This window comes from Desulfitobacterium metallireducens DSM 15288, from assembly GCF_000231405.2.
Lineage (GTDB): Bacteria > Bacillota > Desulfitobacteriia > Desulfitobacteriales > Desulfitobacteriaceae > Desulfitobacterium_A > Desulfitobacterium_A metallireducens.
Map to the genome: position 1 here is coordinate 2,654,575 of NZ_CP007032.1, position 19,576 is coordinate 2,674,150.

General features: G+C 42.6%; 16 protein-coding genes. 3 read left to right on the forward strand and 13 right to left on the reverse strand.

Features of this window, described 5'->3' with window-relative positions; all coding sequences use genetic code 11:
• Window positions 1–12: 12 nt before the first annotated feature.
• The 7 genes from DESME_RS12970 to DESME_RS13000 all read right to left on the reverse strand — a co-directional run bounded on the left by DESME_RS12970 (window position 13) and on the right by DESME_RS13000 (window position 8,813).
• On the reverse strand, window positions 13–1,179 hold the full coding sequence (locus tag DESME_RS12970; RefSeq protein WP_006715815.1) for a DegT/DnrJ/EryC1/StrS family aminotransferase: 1,167 nt from the start codon (window positions 1,177–1,179) through the stop codon (window positions 13–15).
• A 148-nt stretch (window positions 1,180–1,327) separates the two neighbouring features.
• Window positions 1,328–1,960 (reverse strand): redox-sensing transcriptional repressor Rex, encoded by a 633-nt coding sequence (locus DESME_RS12975; protein WP_006715814.1) that lies wholly within the window; start codon window positions 1,958–1,960, stop codon window positions 1,328–1,330.
• A gap of 112 nt (window positions 1,961–2,072) precedes the next feature.
• Window positions 2,073–2,759, reverse strand: coding sequence for an SPOR domain-containing protein (locus tag DESME_RS12980; protein ID WP_006715813.1), 687 nt, complete (start codon window positions 2,757–2,759; stop codon window positions 2,073–2,075).
• Window positions 2,760–2,928: 169 nt separating this feature from the next.
• On the reverse strand, window positions 2,929–3,936 hold the full coding sequence (locus DESME_RS12985; RefSeq protein WP_006715812.1) for an inorganic phosphate transporter: 1,008 nt from the start codon (window positions 3,934–3,936) through the stop codon (window positions 2,929–2,931).
• Window positions 3,929–4,555, reverse strand: a complete 627-nt coding sequence (locus tag DESME_RS12990) for a DUF47 domain-containing protein (protein WP_006715811.1) — start codon at window positions 4,553–4,555, stop codon at window positions 3,929–3,931. The genes DESME_RS12985 and DESME_RS12990 overlap by 8 nt, the downstream gene beginning before the upstream one ends.
• 120 nt (window positions 4,556–4,675) lie before the next feature.
• The gene (locus DESME_RS12995; protein ID WP_025248811.1) at window positions 4,676–6,001 is read right to left on the reverse strand and encodes a bifunctional folylpolyglutamate synthase/dihydrofolate synthase; all 1,326 of its coding nucleotides are present in this window, start codon (window positions 5,999–6,001) and stop codon (window positions 4,676–4,678) included.
• 166 nt (window positions 6,002–6,167) lie between these two features.
• Window positions 6,168–8,813 (reverse strand): valine--tRNA ligase, encoded by a 2,646-nt coding sequence (locus DESME_RS13000; RefSeq protein WP_006715809.1) that lies wholly within the window; start codon window positions 8,811–8,813, stop codon window positions 6,168–6,170.
• Window positions 8,814–9,334: 521 nt separating this feature from the next.
• Between DESME_RS13000 and DESME_RS13005 the strand changes: the two genes are divergently transcribed.
• On the forward strand, window positions 9,335–10,669 hold the full coding sequence (locus DESME_RS13005; RefSeq protein ID WP_006715808.1) for a methyl-accepting chemotaxis protein: 1,335 nt from the start codon (window positions 9,335–9,337) through the stop codon (window positions 10,667–10,669).
• A 62-nt stretch (window positions 10,670–10,731) separates the two neighbouring features.
• Here the strand turns inward: DESME_RS13005 and DESME_RS13010 are convergent, their stop codons facing one another.
• Window positions 10,732–12,129, reverse strand: a complete 1,398-nt coding sequence (locus DESME_RS13010; RefSeq protein WP_006715807.1) for an FMN-binding glutamate synthase family protein — start codon at window positions 12,127–12,129, stop codon at window positions 10,732–10,734.
• Between the two features lie 68 nt (window positions 12,130–12,197).
• Window positions 12,198–12,839, reverse strand: a complete 642-nt coding sequence (locus tag DESME_RS15430) for a TIGR04086 family membrane protein (protein WP_006715806.1) — start codon at window positions 12,837–12,839, stop codon at window positions 12,198–12,200.
• Window positions 12,840–13,047: 208 nt separating this feature from the next.
• On the opposite strand from DESME_RS15430, the gene DESME_RS13020 reads away from it, so the two are divergent.
• A complete protein-coding gene (locus DESME_RS13020; protein WP_006715805.1) occupies window positions 13,048–13,812 on the forward strand; it encodes a LysM peptidoglycan-binding domain-containing protein in 765 nt (254 codons plus the stop codon).
• Window positions 13,813–14,013: 201 nt separating this feature from the next.
• Window positions 14,014–14,901, forward strand: a complete 888-nt coding sequence (locus tag DESME_RS13025) for an EamA family transporter (RefSeq protein ID WP_006715804.1) — start codon at window positions 14,014–14,016, stop codon at window positions 14,899–14,901.
• Here the strand turns inward: DESME_RS13025 and DESME_RS13030 are convergent.
• The 4 genes from DESME_RS13030 to DESME_RS13045 form a co-directional block, all read right to left on the reverse strand.
• Window positions 14,879–15,871, reverse strand: a complete 993-nt coding sequence (locus DESME_RS13030) for a sodium:calcium antiporter (protein ID WP_006715803.1) — start codon at window positions 15,869–15,871, stop codon at window positions 14,879–14,881. The genes DESME_RS13025 and DESME_RS13030 overlap by 23 nt on opposite strands.
• A gap of 477 nt (window positions 15,872–16,348) precedes the next feature.
• Window positions 16,349–16,792 (reverse strand): SMI1/KNR4 family protein, encoded by a 444-nt coding sequence (locus DESME_RS13035; protein ID WP_006715802.1) that lies wholly within the window; start codon window positions 16,790–16,792, stop codon window positions 16,349–16,351.
• A gap of 262 nt (window positions 16,793–17,054) precedes the next feature.
• Window positions 17,055–18,992, reverse strand: a complete 1,938-nt coding sequence (locus DESME_RS13040) for a hypothetical protein (protein WP_006715801.1) — start codon at window positions 18,990–18,992, stop codon at window positions 17,055–17,057.
• On the reverse strand, window positions 18,958–19,266 hold the full coding sequence (locus tag DESME_RS13045) for a hypothetical protein (protein ID WP_006715800.1): 309 nt from the start codon (window positions 19,264–19,266) through the stop codon (window positions 18,958–18,960). Before DESME_RS13045 ends, DESME_RS13040 begins: the two co-directional genes overlap by 35 nt.
• Window positions 19,267–19,576: the final 310 nt, after the last annotated feature.

Genomic DNA, 19,576 nt, shown 5'->3' on the forward strand with positions numbered 1-19,576 from the left:
TTTCAGATTCTTTTACTTTTCTACCATCCGGATAACATTCTCCGCTATATACTCGGCATCACTTAAAGAAAGGATGGAATAGAGGGGTAAGGTAATCTCATTTTCGTACTGGGCAAAAGTATTGGGATAGTCCTTAATGGAATACCCAATTTGCTTATAGTAGGTGAACATCGGGATGGGCGTATAATGAACGTTCGTGGCAATCCCCATCTCCGCTAAATCTTCGATTAGTTTATCCCGTTTTTCTTCTGTGAAACCTTTAATCCGTAAAGGATAAAGGTGGTAGGAACTCTCTGTATTTCCGTCTTCTAAAAACGGTAATAGAGCCCATTCTTTATTAGCAAACATTTGATGATAAAGATTCGAGATTTTCTTTCGATGCTGAAGGATTTGTTCATAACGCTCAAGTTGGACTAAGCCAATCGCAGCTGCGATATCAGTCATATTACATTTTAGTCCATCGGTTAAAACGTCATATTTCCAAGCTCCAGCTTTCATTTTAGATAAGGCATCCTTCGATTGACCATTTAGAGAAGTATACTTAAAGATCTTTTTCAAATTTTCTTTGCCATGATCTCCATCGAAAGTAATAGCTCCCCCTTCAGCTGTGGTTAAGTTCTTAACCGCGTGGAAGGAGAAAATGTGGAAATCAAACTGATTCCCAACTCGCTTTCCTTTATACTTCGCTCCAAAGGAATGAGCTGAATCCGAAACCAATAAGATATCCTCACGATTTTTAGCTTTTAAAACCGCTTTAATCGCATCATAATCAACGGGCACGCCCCCGATATCCACAGTGATAATCGCCTTCGTTTTTGGGTTAATCGCATCAAACAGTTTTTCTTCATCCATAAAGAAACTGTCTTTCTTCAAATCGACGAAGGTGGGCTTAATTCCTCGATGGAGTGCTGTATTCGAAGTTGCTACATAAGTATAAGGGGTCGTTATGACCTCACTGTCAGGTGAAACCTCAAAGACCTTAAAAATCAAGTCCATACCTTGAGAGTTACTTGCTACTGCCATCGCATTCTCGACGGCGCAGTACTCTTTTATTTTTTCCTCGAATAATGCAGCCTTAGGGCCACTTGTGATCCAACCGGATTTTAATACATCAACGACAGCATTAATCTCTTGCTCTGTAATATCTGGTGGCGAGAAAGGGATCACATGATTTTCCATTTGCTATCAACCTCCCAGCATACTATACCACATCTTAACTCCAGTGCATAACTCGAATGATGAAAAAAGCAAAATAGGTTGAAGAAATCCAAAAGAGTAAGGCTTTCGCCTTACTCCCTACTTAACCTATGTATTCAATCACTCAATCTTAAAATCTTTGCGCTCCCACATTAAAGGTAAGCACCTCTAGATTAACAGCCAAGTCTACATTTCGAAGTTCAACTTCAGGGGGAACATTCAGAACGCCTGGAGCAAAGTTGAGAATCGCCTTAACTCCGGAATTCACAAGTTTATCAGCAATTTCCTGAGCCACCGATGAAGGTACCGAAATAATTCCGATTTGTGTCTTATTTGCAGTGACAACTTCCTCAAGCTTTTCAATCGGCATAACTTCAACGCCATTAACCGTTGTCCCAATCTTTTGGGGATCATTATCGAAAACACTCGTAATAATGAATCCACGTTCTCTAAAGCCCTTGTAGGAAGTGAGTGCCAAGCCTAAGTTTCCTAAGCCAACTAGCGTTACACTCCAATCTTGAGCAAGTCCTAAAATTTTTAAGATGTGGTGGTGAAGATCTTTTACATTGTACCCCACACCCCGTGTTCCAAATTCACCGAAATAGGCCAAGTCTTTCCGAACCTGAGCTGGGCTTACGCCCACACCCTCCGCTACATCACCAGAAGAAATTGTAATAATCCCTTTCCGATCAACTTCCGTCAAGTATCTTGAATATACCGAGAGACGAATAATGGTTGCTTCGGGAATTTTTAATGTCTTCAACTGTATCCCTCGTTTCTAACCTTCAATTTAACAAAGTAAGTTAATTATATCACTAAGCAGGAAAAAGGCAAACAACTTATGTGTCAATTTTTAAATTGTTCTACATTTTTCGCTACTTTTTAAGTTCATTCAGTGTATTCTGATATTTATCAAGAAGTCTTAAGGTTGCCAGACGTTTAGAATTTGTATCTAGTGTCTGCTCCGCCTTGAGGACATAGGCCGTTGCTTGTTGTAAATCTTCTAGTTTCTTCGGCCATGAGGTCGTCATTGCATTTTCTAACAGGGACAAAGTATCCCCCCGCTGATCCGGTGTCGTCTCAAGGAAACTATGCACTGTAAGAAGAATTTGAGCTGTTTGCTCAGCTCCACTTCCAGTAATCTTATAGGATTGTCCCGGTACGACGAAGTGCTTCGCTACATTTACCACTCCACCTTCCTTGAGCCCTTCCCGTAGTTCATTCAGTTCTTCTTGTTCATGGGCAAAGCCAATGGTTACGGTCCAAGGACTTTGACTCACGATCTGCGTCTCCCAACCCAGCTGTTCCAAATGACTCTTTTCTAATATCGCATTTTCTTCCGCTTTAAAAACGCCCACTTGACATGTCCAATAATTAAGTTCAGCCAGCGTGACCTGGGCCTCCGGTGCTGAAGTCGATTCAGTTGCCGACTGTGAAACGTTCGTTTTTGCTTCTGTGATCATTCTAATATAAGTATTGCCAAGATAACCTGTCATCCATACAAGTATACCCATTCCAATTAGAACGAGTCCCCAAGCCTTCCAGCGAACTCTCGCCCTCATGCCCCTTCCTCCTATCCAAACCCAACTCAACTCAACGCTAATCGTATGTTGGACAACTTCTTCTTAATCAATCTATGCTCTGGAAAAAGGGATCAGACCTGAATAAAGAAAAACTCCGCACCACTTTTAATCGTAGTGCGGAAGGAATTAGCATCCTATATATTTGTCATCATATCACGAGAGAAATTAATTTAAATACCATTGCTGCCAGCAAAGCGGAACTGGGAATCGTGACAACCCAGGCGGTAAGCATTTGCTGCGCAACCCCCCACCGAACAGCCGAAACCCGTTTGGCACTTCCAACTCCCATGATAGCACCAGAAACAACATGAGTTGTCGAAACCGGAAGGTGTAAACCTGGAAAAGCTGTCGCTACCCAAATAACAACGGAAGCACTTAACTCCGCAGCAAAACCATTGATCGGCTCAAGTTTAAAAATTTTGCCACCCATTGTCTTAATGATTCGCCATCCTCCGGTTGAAGTTCCCGCTGCCATAGCTAAAGCGCAGCCAATCTTAACCCAAAGCGGTGGATTCAAGTTTGTTGAAGCTTGCATTCCAGCAGCAATAAGGGCCAAGGTGATAATTCCCATCGATTTCTGAGCATCATTCGAACCATGGTTAAACGAAAGAATGGCAGCTGAGAGAATTTGCAATTTATGAAAACCATGATTAACTTTCGAAGGAGATGCATTACGGAACGTAAAAAAGAGAATTTTCATCACGATAAAACCGATAATAATACCTAAAACTGGAGAGATAAGAAGAGCCGCCACAATTTTTGTTAGACCGTTCCAATGTAAAATACTGAATCCTGCATGGGCAATCGCAGCTCCCATCATCCCACCGATGATGGCATGAGATGAACTACTTGGGATTCCGAAGTACCACGTCACCAAATTCCATGCAATCGCTCCTATCAATGCGGCAATGACAACCTCTGAAGTTGCAAATTCAGGAGAAACAATATCTTTAGCGATGGTTTGTGCTACCCCCGTACTCACAAGTGCCCCTAAAAGATTAAGACCTGCAGACATGATAATCGCTCGTTTCGGGCTTAAGGCCCGAGTCGAGATAACCGTAGCAACTGCATTAGCTGTATCATGAAACCCATTAATAAAATCAAAGGCCAGAGCACAAAAGACGACGAGAACGAGCAAAGCACCGGTACTAATCATATTTCAGAACAACTCCTTTAAGGAGATCGGCAATCGTTTCGCAATGGTCGAGCGTGTTTTCCACATGCTCAAGAATTTCTTTCCACTTAATAATTTCAATAGGATCTTTTTCACATTCGAATAAACGAGCCACTTCATGTCGATAAAGTTTATCGCCCGCGCTTTCCAATTGGTAGATTTTTTCTGTAGCGGCCAAGATTTCGGATTTTTTAAAATGAATGTTATTCAGACAAAGAAAAGCTTTCTTGATTTCCTTAGAAGCTAATACAATGTTGTGTACAATTTCCTGAGTGGCAATGGAAGGTTTTTGTGTTTTGTAGAGCGTCATCCGTTCTACCGCACCCTGAGAATGATCGACCACATCGTCTAACACCTGTGCTAGGGTGTAGATATCTTCACGATCGAGTGGCGTAATGAAGGTCGAATTAAGCCGATCAACAATCTCAGTGGTAATATCATCGGCTTTGTGTTCCAATTCATGAACCGCTTCGGCATCTTCTTCTGAAACAGAGTCTTGAGTAAATAAGGTTTCGAGTTTTTCTGTGGCCTCACATACAACATCAGTGCATTGACGAAATAGAGCAAAAAACTTATCTTCTTTCGTTGGAATACCTAACATGATTTAACCTCCACCTTTTTTTCGACACATTTGCCTATTGTATTCTACCAAAAAAAAAAAGCACTATTGTTAAGTCTTTGTTAATTTTTAATAATACGCCCTCATCGCTCATAAAAAATATTATTTTTCGATCATATCCAGCAAAGCGACTCTAGCCTCAGCAATCATATACAGTGAACCCGTCACACAAAGCATATCATCTGGGTTTAATCGATTATAGCCTTCTATTACTGCAGCACTTGGAGACTCAATTGTCGTCACAGGCAGTCCCCTTTTCGCCACTAACTCAGCTAAATACTGCCAATTACCTGCTCGAGGAGAATTAGGTTTAGTGATAATGACTTCATCAGCCAACGGAAGTAAGACCTCTGCCACTTTTTCTCGTTCTTTATCCCCCAGCATCCCAAAACAAAGGATTAAACGTTGGCGCTTAAAAAGTTGCAGTGCATCCGCTAAGGAATTCGCGCCGTCTACATTATGCGCACCATCAATTAAAACCTTTGGCTTCAGCGATAATACTTCAAGTCGCCCCGGCCAGCGTGTTTTTTCCAACCCCGAATAAATCGCTTCATGGGTAATTTTGACGCCATACTCAGATTGTAAAACTTCACAGACCGTGACTGCGGTCGCCGCATTTTTGATTTGGTGAGCCCCCACTAAACGCAAATGGATTTGAGGATAATTGCTATGTAAGCCGATCAAATCAAATTCCTGTTCTAACTCGCCACTCCAGCGAAAATCCCAGCGAACATCCTCGCCCACAACCCAAAGTGGAATATTAAGTGTTCTTGCCCGTTCCTGAATTACCTCAAGCACCTCAGGTCTCTCGGTAGCCGTAATAGCCACTGAGTTCGGTTTAAGAATTCCTGCCTTAACCAAGGCAATCTCTTCGACCGTTTTTCCCAAATAATCCATATGATCCATGCCTACATTTGTAATTACAGAAATCAGAGGCTGTACGACATTTGTGGAATCAATAGCTCCGCCTAAGCCGACTTCAATTACAGCAAAATCCACCTTTTGTTGAGCAAAATACATGAAGGCTAGAGTCGTACTCACTTCAAACTCAGTTGGATGTTCCACTCCGTCTTGGACCAATTTTTCAAGATGAGGCCGAAGGGTGTCTACTAAGCGCGTAAGCTCTTGTTTAGGAATCATTTTCCCGTTGATTGTCATCCGCTCACGATAATCATTCAGATGCGGAGATGTGAATATCCCAACACGAAAACCCGCCTTTTCAAGAATTTCGGCGACCATTATACTGGTTGAACCTTTCCCATTCGTCCCCCCAATATGAATGACGCGCAATTTCTTTTCTGGATTTCCTACGCTTTGGAGAAGAGCTTGGATTCGGCCTAATCCTAAATTTATCCCAAACTTCGTCAGATTAACCAAGTACTCCAAGGCAGCCTGATACGCTTGCTCCTCTTGGGAACCTTTCTTCATATTCCCATCCTCTATATCCAAAACCTTTACCCTCTTTCCACATGACTCTTCATCAATTATATGTTCCCCTATTTTCTATAATTTTCGCACTTTGATTGGACTTTCCTGCAAAAAAAAGTGGGAAGAGAAAATTCTCTTCCCACTCACCTTTGGATTTCTCAAACTTCTAGGCTTCCTGCAGTTCCTGCAAACGGATTTGCAAGGCACTGATCCGAGATTTTGTCGCCTCAAGTTTTTCCCGTTCTTTGGCAACCACTTGTTCTGGAGCCTTGGCTATGAAGCCTGAGTTCCCCAGCTTTCCTTCGAAGCGCGCTAATTCTTGCTGAGCTTGAGCAATCTCTTTTTCTACCCGAGCAATCTCTTTGTCAAGATCGAGAAGGCCCCGAAGCGGCAGATAAACTTCCACACCCGCTAGCACCGCGCTTGCTGCCTGTGATGGCTTTGCTTCTAATTCCGCAACAATATCAACTTTCGAACCGCCTGCTAAATGAAGGATATTTCCTTGACCCAGTGCTAATACGTTCCGATTCTCGGATTCTGGAGCGACAAGAATAATCTCTGCTTTTTTACCCGGTTGAACATTCATTTCCGCGCGAATGTTCCGTATTGCTTTGATCACATCCATGATCAGCACCATTTGTTGTTCCACATTTTCTACACGATAACCGCTCGTTTCTGGCCATGACTGAATCATGATGCTCTCGCCTTGAACAGGGAGATTATGCCAGATTTCTTCTGTAAGGAAGGGCATGAACGGATGCAAGAGGCGCATCGTTCCTTCGATCACTTCGAAAAGAATCGATTGCACCGTGTGACGAGCTTCGGGATGTTCCTTGTCATAGAGGCGAGCTTTAGCCAGCTCGATATACCAATCACAGAATTCATTCCAGATAAATTCGTAGAGAACCCGTCCTGCATCTCCAAGGTCGAAGCGGTCAAGTGCATCTGTTACATCATTTACCGTCGCTTCATAGCGCGAAAGAATCCAGCGGTCAGAAAGCTGCAGTTCTCCACGCGGCCCGTCCTGATAATCCTCAAGATTAAGCAAAACAAAGCGGGAAGCATTCCAAATCTTATTAGCGAAGTTCCGAGTTGCCTCGAGGCGTTCTGGATGGAAACGCAAGTCATTCCCCGGTGTATTCCCGGTAATCAGCATGAAACGCAGCGTATCCGCCCCATACTGTTCAATAACTTCAATCGGGTCAACTCCGTTGCCTAGGGACTTACTCATTTTCCGTCCTTGAGCATCGAGAACTAATCCATGAATCATAACTTTCGGAAAAGGAACTTCTTTCATGAACTCAAGCGCTGTAAAGATCATCCGCGCAACCCAGAAGAAAATAATATCCCTTCCTGTGACAAGGACAGAAGTCGGATAAAATTGCTTGAGCTCTGGTGTCGGCTCTGGCCAACCCATCGTGGAAAATGGCCATAGACCCGACGAAAACCAGGTGTCAAGCACATCGGGATCCTGATGGAGATGCGTCGAACCGCACTTGGGACAGACCGTTGGGTCGTCTTTCTCACAAATCTCTGCACCGCAATCCTCACAATACCAAACCGGAATCCGGTGTCCCCACCAAAGCTGACGCGAAATACACCAATCTCGAATGTTTTCCAACCAACCTAAATAAATTTTTGAGAAACGATCAGGAACAAACTCGAGACGACTATCCTGTACCACTTCCATCGCAGGCTTGGTTAATGGCTCCATTTTAACAAACCATTGTTGACTAACCATCGGCTCTATGACCGTTGAACAACGATAACATTCCCCAACAGCATGCTGAAGGGTTTCCACTTTGACAAGAACCCCTAATTCATCCAATTCCTTGACAATGGCTTTGCGTGCTTCATCCCGATCCATGCCCTGGTATTTCCCGGCATTTTCATTCATCCGAGCCTCTTTATCCATAACACGGATTTCTTCGAGATGATGACGGTGTCCCATCTCAAAGTCATTCGGGTCATGAGCCGGAGTGACCTTCACCGCACCTGTCCCAAACTCTCGATCCACATAGTCATCGGCAAAGATCGGAATTTCCCGATTCACAATCGGTAAGACAATCGTTTTTCCCACCAAATGGGCATAACGCTCATCATCTGGATGTACGGCTACCCCTGTATCACCCAGCATTGTCTCTGGCCGAGTCGTCGCAACCACCAAGAATTCGTCACTATCTTTAACCGGATATTTAAGATGCCATAGATGCCCTTCTCGATCTGTATGCTCGACTTCAATATCTGAGATCGTAGTATGGCAATGGGGGCACCAGTTTACGATATAATTCCCCCGATAAATGAGTCCCTTCTTATATAAATCGACAAACACTTCGCGAACAGCCTTCGAACAGCCCTCATCCATCGTAAACCGCTCCCGGGACCAGTCACAGGAGGCACCAAGATGGCGGAGTTGCTTCGTAATCCGACCACCATACTGCTCTTTCCAATCCCAAACGCGCTCCAAGAACTTTTCCCGTCCGAGTTCATCTTTATTGGTTCCTTCTTTGCGAAGCTGCTCCTCCACTTTAGCCTGGGTCGCAATCCCCGCATGATCTGTCCCCGGAAGCCATAACGTATTAAACCCTTGCATCCGTTTATACCGTGTTAAGACATCTTGTATCGTGGCATCAATCGCATGACCCAGATGCAAAGCCCCTGTTACATTTGGCGGTGGCATAACAATACTAAACGCAGGTTTGGATTCATCCACTTCAGCATGAAAAAACCCCTTCTCTTCCCAATAGGAATACCATTTTCCTTCCACATCTTTCGGATCATAAACTTTGGCCATTTCAAATTCTTCGCTCATAAATCCACCTTCCATAAACAAACTCTACAACAAAAGCTCCCCATCCCTAAAGGACGAAGAGCTCGTGGTACCACCTTTTTTCCCAAGACTTACACATTGCAGGAAGTCTTGGCTCTATCGCGTTAACGGGCTAGCCCGTCAAGGAGTACTCTTGTTCCCCCTTGCCCCTCTTGTGCGACCCATGCATCAACTGGAGAAGCCTCTCAGCGTGGCAACTTCTCTCTCTTCACAGTCTTTATCCGCAATTCCTCACATTCATCGAGTTTAAGTTATAATGTTTTTACAATATATTATATCTATTCCCCGTGATTGTGTAAAGAAAACCTGAAAAACAAATATATTCTAATAAATTATTCTAAAAATTAATAAAAAGAGAGGGAAAGTATTTCTCCGGCTTATAAACTATGTTAAAATAACAATGTTAAAATTTTCTATAAACTTTTTTTATATTCTATTATTTTATCTTATTCTCCTGATTAATAAAATTATTTTCATCAAGCAATACAGACAAGGAGGCTAATATGGGAGATTTTTTGGATCGAATGAGTCTTTTCTTCTCAAAGCATTCAGGTATCGTCCGATGGTGGTTTAATTTGGGAGTGGCCACTAAACTCATAATGGCCTTTGCGATTAACGCCTTAATTACTCTTGGATCAGGAGGAACGGTATACTTCCTCGTTGAAAAAGGGGCTATTGCACAACACATTGGCTTAATTCTAACGCTAACTGTAATTGTAAGTATCATAATCCTCCTCTATGGATGCTACATCGCCTTTCTTATTGTTTCACCTTTACGTCGTAGTGTTGAATTTGCTGAACAAGTAGCCCAAGGAGATTTAACGGCAACCTTATACTGTATGGATCAAGATGATGAAGTAGGTAAACTTTGCCAATCTCTCACTACTATGTTAGATAATTTCCGCACTTTAGTTAGCGAAATCTCCCATGGTTCTGATATCTTTGCTGATTCTTCACGAACGCTTGCTCAGCGAGCAGAACTTACTGTTTTATCCGCTAAACAAGTCGCCAGTGCAATCAACCAAGTTGCGGATGGCTCTCAATCCCAAGCCAATAGTGTACAGGCCATTATGGTCGCTGTGCAGGACATGACTCTGGGCATATCCCAAATCGAAACGGATGTTAAACTTGCTGATCGCGCTTCCACTCAAGCTTTACAAGTGGCCAACGAAGGCGATTTGGCGATGACTAAAGCTAATACCCAAATGGATCATATTCATCAAACCGTGGATGAAACCGGAAAAATCATCTCTACTTTAGGGGAAAAATCAACGGTGATCGGCACAATTGTGGAAACAATTAAAGCCATCTCAGATCAAACGAATCTTCTCGCTCTTAATGCGGCGATTGAAGCCGCTCGTGCTGGAGAACATGGCCGTGGATTCAGTGTTGTTGCAGAGGAAGTCCGAAAGCTAGCTGAACAATCAACCGTTTCAAGCGCTCAAATTGAACAAATCATTGAAGATATCAAGACAAACCTTGATAAAGCGATTTCGAGTATGGATGCCGAAAAAGCTGTTGTTCAAAATGGGGCTCTAGCTATCGGAGAAGCACAACAAGCCTTTAACCGGATTATGGAAGGTACACAAACGGTTAATGAACAAATTCAAGAAGTGGCTCGCTTATCCTCTGGAATCGCCCAAAGCTCTAAACAAATCTCGGCTGAAATTTCTCAAGTTGCTGCCATTACCCAAGAAACGACCGCTCAAACTGAAGAAGTCGCAAGCAGCAGTTCTGAACAAATGCATTCTATGGAAGACATCAATCAATCCAGCGAAGAACTCTCGAGTACAGCACTTGAACTTCAAAGCGCAGCCCGGAGATTTAAATTAGCTTAAAAATCTTCTACCGAACTTAACTCTATCTGATGTTAAAAAAATATAAGCGACCATAAGGTCGCTTATATTTTTTTAACCCCCGTTAATTCAGCCGTCCAGTCATCTAAGGCGACTAAATCATTGGGTCCTAGTTCCAACAGAGATTTCTTGCCGAGAGCTCGAATCCCTTCCTGCATTTCCTCAGTAAAGGACTGAAGTAAATTCGCCACACTTTGAGCGGCTTTATCTATATCTAAGCGGTCTTTATATTTAGAATCATACCACACAAGTTGAGTCAGAGGTTCCCAAGGCAGAACCTTCCCGATTTGTCCGTGAACCAAAGCAAAGAGCGGAGCAGTTCCAAGATAAACAGCATCTGCCCCTAAAGCCAGAGCCTTCAAACATTCTCCTGGAGTAGCGTATCCCCCTGAGGCAATCAGGCTAATCTCTTTGCGTACTCCTTGTTCCACTAAATAACGATGCGCTCGGATTAGAGCCACAATACTGGGCAACCCAAAATCATCCGATAGCGTGGGAGAGGATCCGGCGCTCCCCCCCTGCGCTCCACCGAGGGCGATCACATCAAATCCAGCTTCAATGGCCACCGCTAAATCAGTCTCTAATCTGCCCCCTGACATTATTTTTAACCCAATCGGTTTTCCCCCGGCTTGCTTACGCAAATCTGCAACATATCTTGGCCAATCCCAAGGGTTTTTAATGCCGGGAATACCCGCGCTCAAAACAGTGGGCTGATCTGGAGAAATTCCCATAAGTTTGAGTGCTTTTCCTTGAACTGATTTCGGATCGATAACTTGACCCCCTACCCGAGATCCCTGACCCATTTGGACCTCAATCATATCCGCCTGAGCTATCGCCTGTGGGTTTCTTCCATAAGGGCTCCGGCTCACTTGCCATATGTACTTCCCTGCCTCCTGCCTCTCCTCCGCTAAAAAAGGGCCTTCGCCTGAATTGAGTGCCGTTCCGACTTGTTTTGCACCACGCGCTAAGGCGATTCTCGCCTCTTCACTAAGCGCTTCTCCATAGGCCATACCCGAAATGATCAAGGGCATCTCTAATATTAAAGGCTTATTCGCTTTAGGCCCAAGAGTGACCTTCATCGGAATATTCTCCGTGATCTCTATTGGCAGACGCGCCATTTGGGCAGGAACAAACAGTAAGTTATCATAATGCGGAAATTTTCTGGGCGAACCAAGGGGTCGCTTAATGATTTTACCAAACTGAGCCCGCTGACTGATCTCAAGAATATTGATAATTGAAGTACGCTGAGTTGCACTCCACAATTCCATTAGATTTTCGGAATAGTCATCTTCGAAAAGTCGTCCCAGGACTAGGCTAAATAACCGTTGGACAATCGTCCGAAAATAGCGCTTCCCCAGCCAGAAAATGATCAGACCCAGAAAAGCGAATCCAAATATACTCATAAAAACACTGAACAATACAAGAACAAGGGTATTCTCCACTGAGCTTTCCCTCTCTTCGCCCAAAGTTGTCTATTATCTCTTAGTCTGTTACCCTTGCCCGATAATATTCAGTAAACATCCTCTTCCCACCACACATTTTTTTCAGCTCTCATCCGCAGATTTTCATTTTTTCCGGTCTCTTGATACGGCTTATAGGATCTACCTTCATCTATCGCTGCTGATCTTAAATCCTCACTCATCCATTCCTCCCATTCCCCTTCTTGATTTATACCCGAATCATGGACTTCCTCACGATCTGAAGGGGTATCCCCATTATTCCATCTATCCCATGGATTGCTCTCCTCTCCCCAATGGGATGCTCGCGAAGGAAACGATCGGTCCCTTCCCGCTCTTAGTGACCCCTTCCCCGAAGCTTTTCCTGATCCAAAGGCTCCCGCGAGAATACCGATAAGACCCCCTTCAGCTAAGATCTGAATCGTACCCCATGCGCTAATGGGTAAAAAAAGGGCCGCTAATATAATACTCAAACTTACATAGCCAAGAGCAGCTACTCCTCCCCATAACCATATTCCACTCTCTTTCCCACTTCGATAACCTGCCGTAACACAACTCGCAACAAGCCCAATATCCACTAGGCTTGAGGGATCAAGTCCACCATATCCCATTGAACTCCAAAAAATTCCGGCAAGAAGGGTTATAACCGTGACCAGTAATGCTGAACTAACCCCCCGTAGAATAGTATTTCCCATAGAACGCGCTCCTTTCTTATATAATTTCTAATTCACCATTTCTAGGTTTCTATCTCATCTTTACGTACAACCTGTCCCTTTCATGCTAAAAGCCAATCCTTTTTTAAAGAAAATTGGGTTAGCACCAAGCATTAACGCGGGCGGTCGACTCACCTTTAAGCACTTTAGGAATATAGTAAAGAGAAACTGAGAAAGGAGGGTATTCGCTATGGATTATGCGCGTTACGTTGTCCAACCAGGAGATACAATTTATAAAATTGCCAAAGCGTATAATGTCGAGATGTCTGAAATTATCCAACTCAATCATCTCAAACATCCAGATCGCATCTACCCCGGGCAAGTTCTTTTGATACCCACTGTAGATACAACCCAACCTGTCCCCGGAGAAATTCCTGAACCCAATTTCACCTACGCAATGTGGCTCTATGAGGTTTATGCTGGAAAAGATTCTGAGCTTTCCGCCGTAACTACCTACTTATATCAAGCAGTCGTTCTCGATCGTCCAGAATTTGATGAACTTCTTCGCCCCATTGCCTATGATGAATTACGTCATCTTGAACAGTTCGGCTGGGCATTACGTTTCCTCGGAGTAGATCCCCGTTATGGCTCCTTTAATAAAGGACACTGGGTTGATTGGCGTGCACGTTCCTTAAACTATACGACCGAACTTTGTGCTATCCTCGACTACAACATGGAAGATGAAGCAAAAGCTGTTCAGCACTATTGTGAACTCGCGCAAAAAATCCCGATTCCAGAAATTCAAGCTATTCTTACTCAGATTGCCGCAGACGAAGAACGTCATTATCATTGCTTCGCGCAAGCTAAACATCAGTTCTGTGGTGCCGAAATCGCGCCTTTGCCTACTCAAGGGCTGATGATGGGCTCACCCCCGATGTCGGATATGGGAAGTGCTCCAATGATGCCTGAGATGCCTATTTCCCCAGAGACAAGGCCTGAGGGCGGAAAAGGGTGATCCAAACAAAACTAAGTAAAATTGGGTCTTTTTTCTATTCTGCGTTTAAGCTATACTAGAAAAAGCGGTGTTCTCGTCCAGCCAATCCTTTAAGGAATGAGTTTAAAGCAAATCTACCAATAAAGCCGTTACCTATACGTAACGGCTTTACTTTCGCTATTTTTATTAAGTTTATCTGACCAAAAGGAGAAGTGTATCGAATTGATTCAACGTCGTTGGGCTAATTTATCCCTGCTTGCCGTTACTGCCGTCTGGGGAGCTACCTTTATTGTCGTCAAACGCGCGACCGAAGATCTCGCGCCTTTTCCCTTTCTGGCCATTCGCTTCGCGATCGCCTTTATAACCTTACTTCCTTTTGTCTGGGTCGGACGTCATCATTTAACCAAAACAGGAATCTGGAAAGGGCTCGCTTTAGGATGTTTCCTTTTTGGCGGCTATGCCACTCAAACGATTGGGATGCAATATACCACCGCTTCTAACGCGGGTTTCATCACGGGTTTAAGCGTCGTTCTCGTTCCAGCCCTTGTTACCTCAACCACTCACAAGCTCCCCCATCCCACACTTGTCCTCGGAATCATCAGCGCGACACTGGGTTTAGCCTTACTCTCCTTGGGTGATAATCTGCGCTTCAATCAAGGAGATCTGCTCGTTTTAATCTGCGCTTTCTTTTTTGCCCTTCATATTTTCTTTGTAGGCCGTTATGCGCCTACCGAGAATGCGACAGTGCTTGCTGCTGGACAAATTCTTGCTGTTAGCATTTTGAGTACCCTCTTTTCGCTCATTTTTCCACAAGGGTCCCTTCAATTTACCTCGTATGCTTGGTTTGGTATCCTTTTGACAGCCATACCCGCGACTTCACTGGCCTTTTATATTCAAACCAAGATGCAACAATTTACAACGCCAACACAAACAGCACTCATCTGTTCAGCTGAACCGGTTTTTTCCGCTCTTTTTGCCTTCCTCCTCGCCGGAGAGATTTTGCCTCTCCGCGGCTTAACCGGTGCAGCTCTTGTTCTCGCCGGGATGCTTACTGCCGAATTGAGTGGATCTCAAGAAGATTTAGAATCTAAAGAAGGGTTAAGACCGTAAAAATGAACAAGAGATAGAATCCTCCACCGACCATAAGCGTACTCGGATAAACTACTCCTCGACGTTTGAGATTCATCAATAACATCAAGCCTGACGCAATTGCCAAAATTCCGCTCCACAAGGCAAGAGGCTCTAATTTCCAAGGAGTTAAGGCAAGCCCAATTGCTGGTATGACGGAGCTCTGAAAAACCATAGCTCCTGTAATATTTCCTAAAGCTAACGTATCTTTCCCTCGGCTCAACCAAATCACACTATTAAACTTTTCAGGGAGCTCTGTAGCAATCGGAGTAATAATCAGAGATAGAACGAGTGCTGGAATTCCCGTCGTCAGAGCCACCGATTGAACTGCATCGACAAAACCATGTGCCCCAGCGACAATTCCCAAAAGGGCCAGTGTTATTTGTCCAAGAATCGATATTAGCTCAGGTTCCTGGACTTGTCGTGTAATATAAAGGGGAGGCAACTGCCCCTGTTCTTCAGCCCCCTTACTCTTTTTCACGGTGATAATGACATAGACAACATAGATTAAGGGGAGGATCCCTGCCACACCTAATTTCAGGGAAGGTGAAGGCAAGAAGGAAGAGAAAATGGCTAACGTATACGTGGTAAGAAAGAACGTAATATCCCTCTGAATTACTCCCCCCTGAATGCGTAAAGGCTGATTAGCCCTTCGAAAAATCAAGGCAGCCAATCCAGAAATCAAAAAAGCCAACGTTGCTAACATAAATGGAGCACCTAGAATAGCCCCGATTCCCACCTCGGTGATGCTTTCCTCTCCTTGAGTCCCGAGAAAAGCAATGAGCGGAACCATTGTTTCGGGTAAAGCCGTCCCGACTGCAGCTAAAATGCTTCCAACTGCTCCCGCGCCCAATTTCAATCGTCTACCTAGCCATTCAACCCCATTCGTAAACGCTTCTGCGGAGGCTAGGATAAGTCCCAAACTCAAGAGCATAATTACAACATCTTTCAACGCCCCTGCCCCTCCAATCTTTAATCTAACCTTCCGTAATTTATATTCTGAATGTCCTCTTAACAGAATACAGAGCTCAAGATGTACTTATACTTTTAACAAATCAAAATGGCAACCCCACTCTTAAAAATAACGGGTTCCGTTCAGGGGTGCAAAATAAAAAATCACATGGATTTCCACAAGGACTTTCGCATAAATTTTCGTAACTAAAATATGAAAAATCACATGGTTTTCAGTTAAAAAAAGGTGACCATAGCTTTGGGCTTGGTCACCGATTATATTTTATTCCCCTTTATGAAATGTCTACTTTCGTTAAATCTACTTTCGTTAAATAAGAAAATGCGTATAACGTTTTCGCATTCCCGTAGCGCCATACCGCTTTCATATTGGCAAAGTTACGGGAATGCTGTGTTATACCGATGGACTGTGGGCCCCAGATAAATTCTAAAATCTTAAGAAGTATCTTAAGGTGCTAAATTAGCTATTGGTTAAACCAACACAATAAATATAATGATATAGATTTTTGTAGGTTGTTGGTTTGACACCTTTTTCTTCATGGTCCCAAACAGATATGGAGGATTCACATATGCCATCAACTACCTTGAAACCATAATAATCTCCTGCCCCATTATTGGAAACAGCAAGAAAATTATAAGAAGTGACGACTCCAGCTTCTTTATTCTTTGAAACTATGAACCATTCACTTTCTTTTATTCCAGAAAAGATTACTGTAAAAGCGAAGTAGCCTCCACCATACTCTTTTATGAATTCTTTATATTCCTTAGGAAGCCGTAACATTAAATTAGTTTCAATAAACGTTATATCTTCATCACTGCTCTTTAGATCGGATTCCAGTCCAAACCATACCGGATGGCAGATTCTTGTTTCGTTGACAACTTTAGAAAACATCGTGAAATCCATTGTTATTCCCCTCAACCTCACATTTCACATTCTTAACATAAGGCTTTACGTCTATAATAGACCGTATTTCTCATCCTTTTCCAAATTTATCATGACAATTAATCCCCAAGAAACCATAAAATCCACAGTCTATCGTATAACGTTGGATTAACAAAGTGCGCAATAATTCCGATATAGGTATTATTTACGAAATAGGTTCGCAAATATAATTCTATACCGGAACCTCTTGACTTACTGCACGAATGCGTCATTGCCTAAAATTCTAGCAAAAGTAAATGATGTCTTTTATCGTAAATTGCTTATCTGTGATTCCAAGGCGTTGGGCAGGCGTTTGTAGTTGTCCATTTACCTTTGTTACCCAACAGAAGTTGTAAAATGTTCTTAATATGGTTGTAATATACTGGGCGTACTTCGGGTTATAGTTTGCGTAAATATAGCTTTTACCTTCGCCCCTGGCAGTAACCAATGGTCTTTCAAGTATTGAAACACGTCGTCTTATAACTTGAAAGAAGTTATTGATGGTTCGACTATTTACCTGAAAAATTAGATCAGCTAAATCATCTGTTCTAAGATGTCTCAAATCAGTGATGCAATCCACCCGTCTATGTCCTTCATCTTTATCGGGCAAAGTGTGCATTATTGGATTGTGTCCACGGATTGGATACTCACGATCTCTTTGGCTCACCATCTTATAAAAATCATGACCGATTAAATCTTCTTTGAGTTTTTTCAACCCTAGAGACTCGTATGATTCTTCTTCTGAATAGCCATTTGCTTTACCCCATTTTCTTAAAGCTATTCTACCTTTGTAAAACACTTTTCCGGCCTCTTCCAAATCTAGCGACTTATCAGTTTGACAGACAAAATAATTGGCATATCCATCTAAGAAGTTCTTTGAGAAGACACGAAAAATCGCATTTTGAAGGTTTGAATCATCATCAGATACAAAAAACCATTCTTTAACGTTTAACATCCTACGAATCAACCAGTAGTGCGCAAGAGCGGTATAGATTGTCTTGGTATGAGAACCTTCTACATATTGTTTTCTAAGTTCAAACTCTTGGAGTTCAAAATAGTATTCGGCTTCTGTTTGTTCATCCTTCTTAGTTGGGGGCTGGGGGCAGTAAGGGTATTTTAGCCTTTCATTCTTTCTTAAAAAGCTATAAGTGTGGTCACAGTGGTATTGAATGGTGTCTGATTCGACTTCATCCAGTGTTCTTGTAAAGTCATAAGCAATATCAGCTCGGAAAATATAACCCGTTTTCAAATCACCACTTGAAATCAGGGAGGTTTGCAGTTTCCTATCTAAACCCTCATCGCCCAAACGCTTTCCTTTTCCTCTTTGCCGAATGTTATTAAGGTTATAAATTAGGAAATCCGTATTCAGCCATAACTGATCAAAGTCCAACTTCTTAAGCGCCTGTGTTTCGTGTCGATCCAAAAACTCAAGGCATTTCTTATAAAGCCATTCAAGTTTTTCATAATATGTTTGTGATCCAATCTCAAGCTGCTCACAGACTCTTTTAACAGGAGTTCTTGAAGTGATTGCTTTTGCAAATCTTAGTAAAATATCGTTTCGTTTTTGGTTGTAGCTAAAGTTTTCGTTTTGTTTAGGCAATACGTTCGTTATCTTCTTACATACTTTGCATTGATATTTTGTTGCGTTGCCTGTGCTTTTCCCCCTGTTATAGAACCCTGTCCTATGGGTAAAAGGAGTCTGCCCTTCGGCGGCGCAATCTGGCCTATGAAAGTTGTACTCCTTTTCAAAAGGTACAACGGTATTTATCGTAATAAGTCGCTTAATTTCTTCTGCCACAGACCAATTAGAAACCGTTTCCGTCCTATTACCCAATACAACTCCATAAGACATATCTTCAGGTATCTCATTACATTTAATTCTTGTGCCCCCATCATCAAGCTTATAGCGTGAGGGTTTGTATTTAAAAAACGAATAACGAATCTGAGGCTGACCGTACCACTTGCAAAATGGATTATTACAAAAATTAAACTGTAATTCAGATTCATCATCCTCGATATATAAATGAGAGGGAGTATAGAGTAAGGGCCGCTGCTTCTTCATGAATTCAACATTAGATAGCTCTTTGTATTCTATATCGCGCGGTTCATCGGAATCTGAAAATGCACCGGCTGTAGAAATATGTAGATCATTCGAATGGGCAATCTTTTGCAGCTTCCTCATCAGAAATTACCTCTCCCAAGCTCTCAATTTCTTCTTTAGGTAGTCCCTTTAAATCCTTTAAGATTAGTTCGTTAATCTTTTGTTGATACCGTCTTGATTTTAGCCAAGCTACGAATTCTTCATCATCTAAGATTTGGGATAAGATCATATCAACAAGTTCGCTTTCATCATACTTGGTGTACTTAGAATATTGGGCAATAATTTCACGACCTCGTTTTGAAATTTTCCATTCAACTTTAACAGAACCTTCGTATTTAGGTTTAACCGGTCTCAAATCAAAACCTCCTGGAGTCAAACTAACTCTAATATTTTGCCCAGATTATACTAAGTATAGCCAAAAATCACAATGGTTTTCACATCAAAAATCACACCCAAATTCACATCGAATATTATTTTATATTTAGTGCGATAAACCATGTGATTTTGAGTGTGAATTATGGGCAAATTGGCAGGGTGTATGGCCCTTAAACCCGGTAATAAAAGGATAGAGGCTAATGTGATTTTATCACTATTAGCCCCTAAATAACTCGTGATTTTCTATGAGAATTAAAGTTTTGCACCCCTCAACGGAACCCGTTATCTTA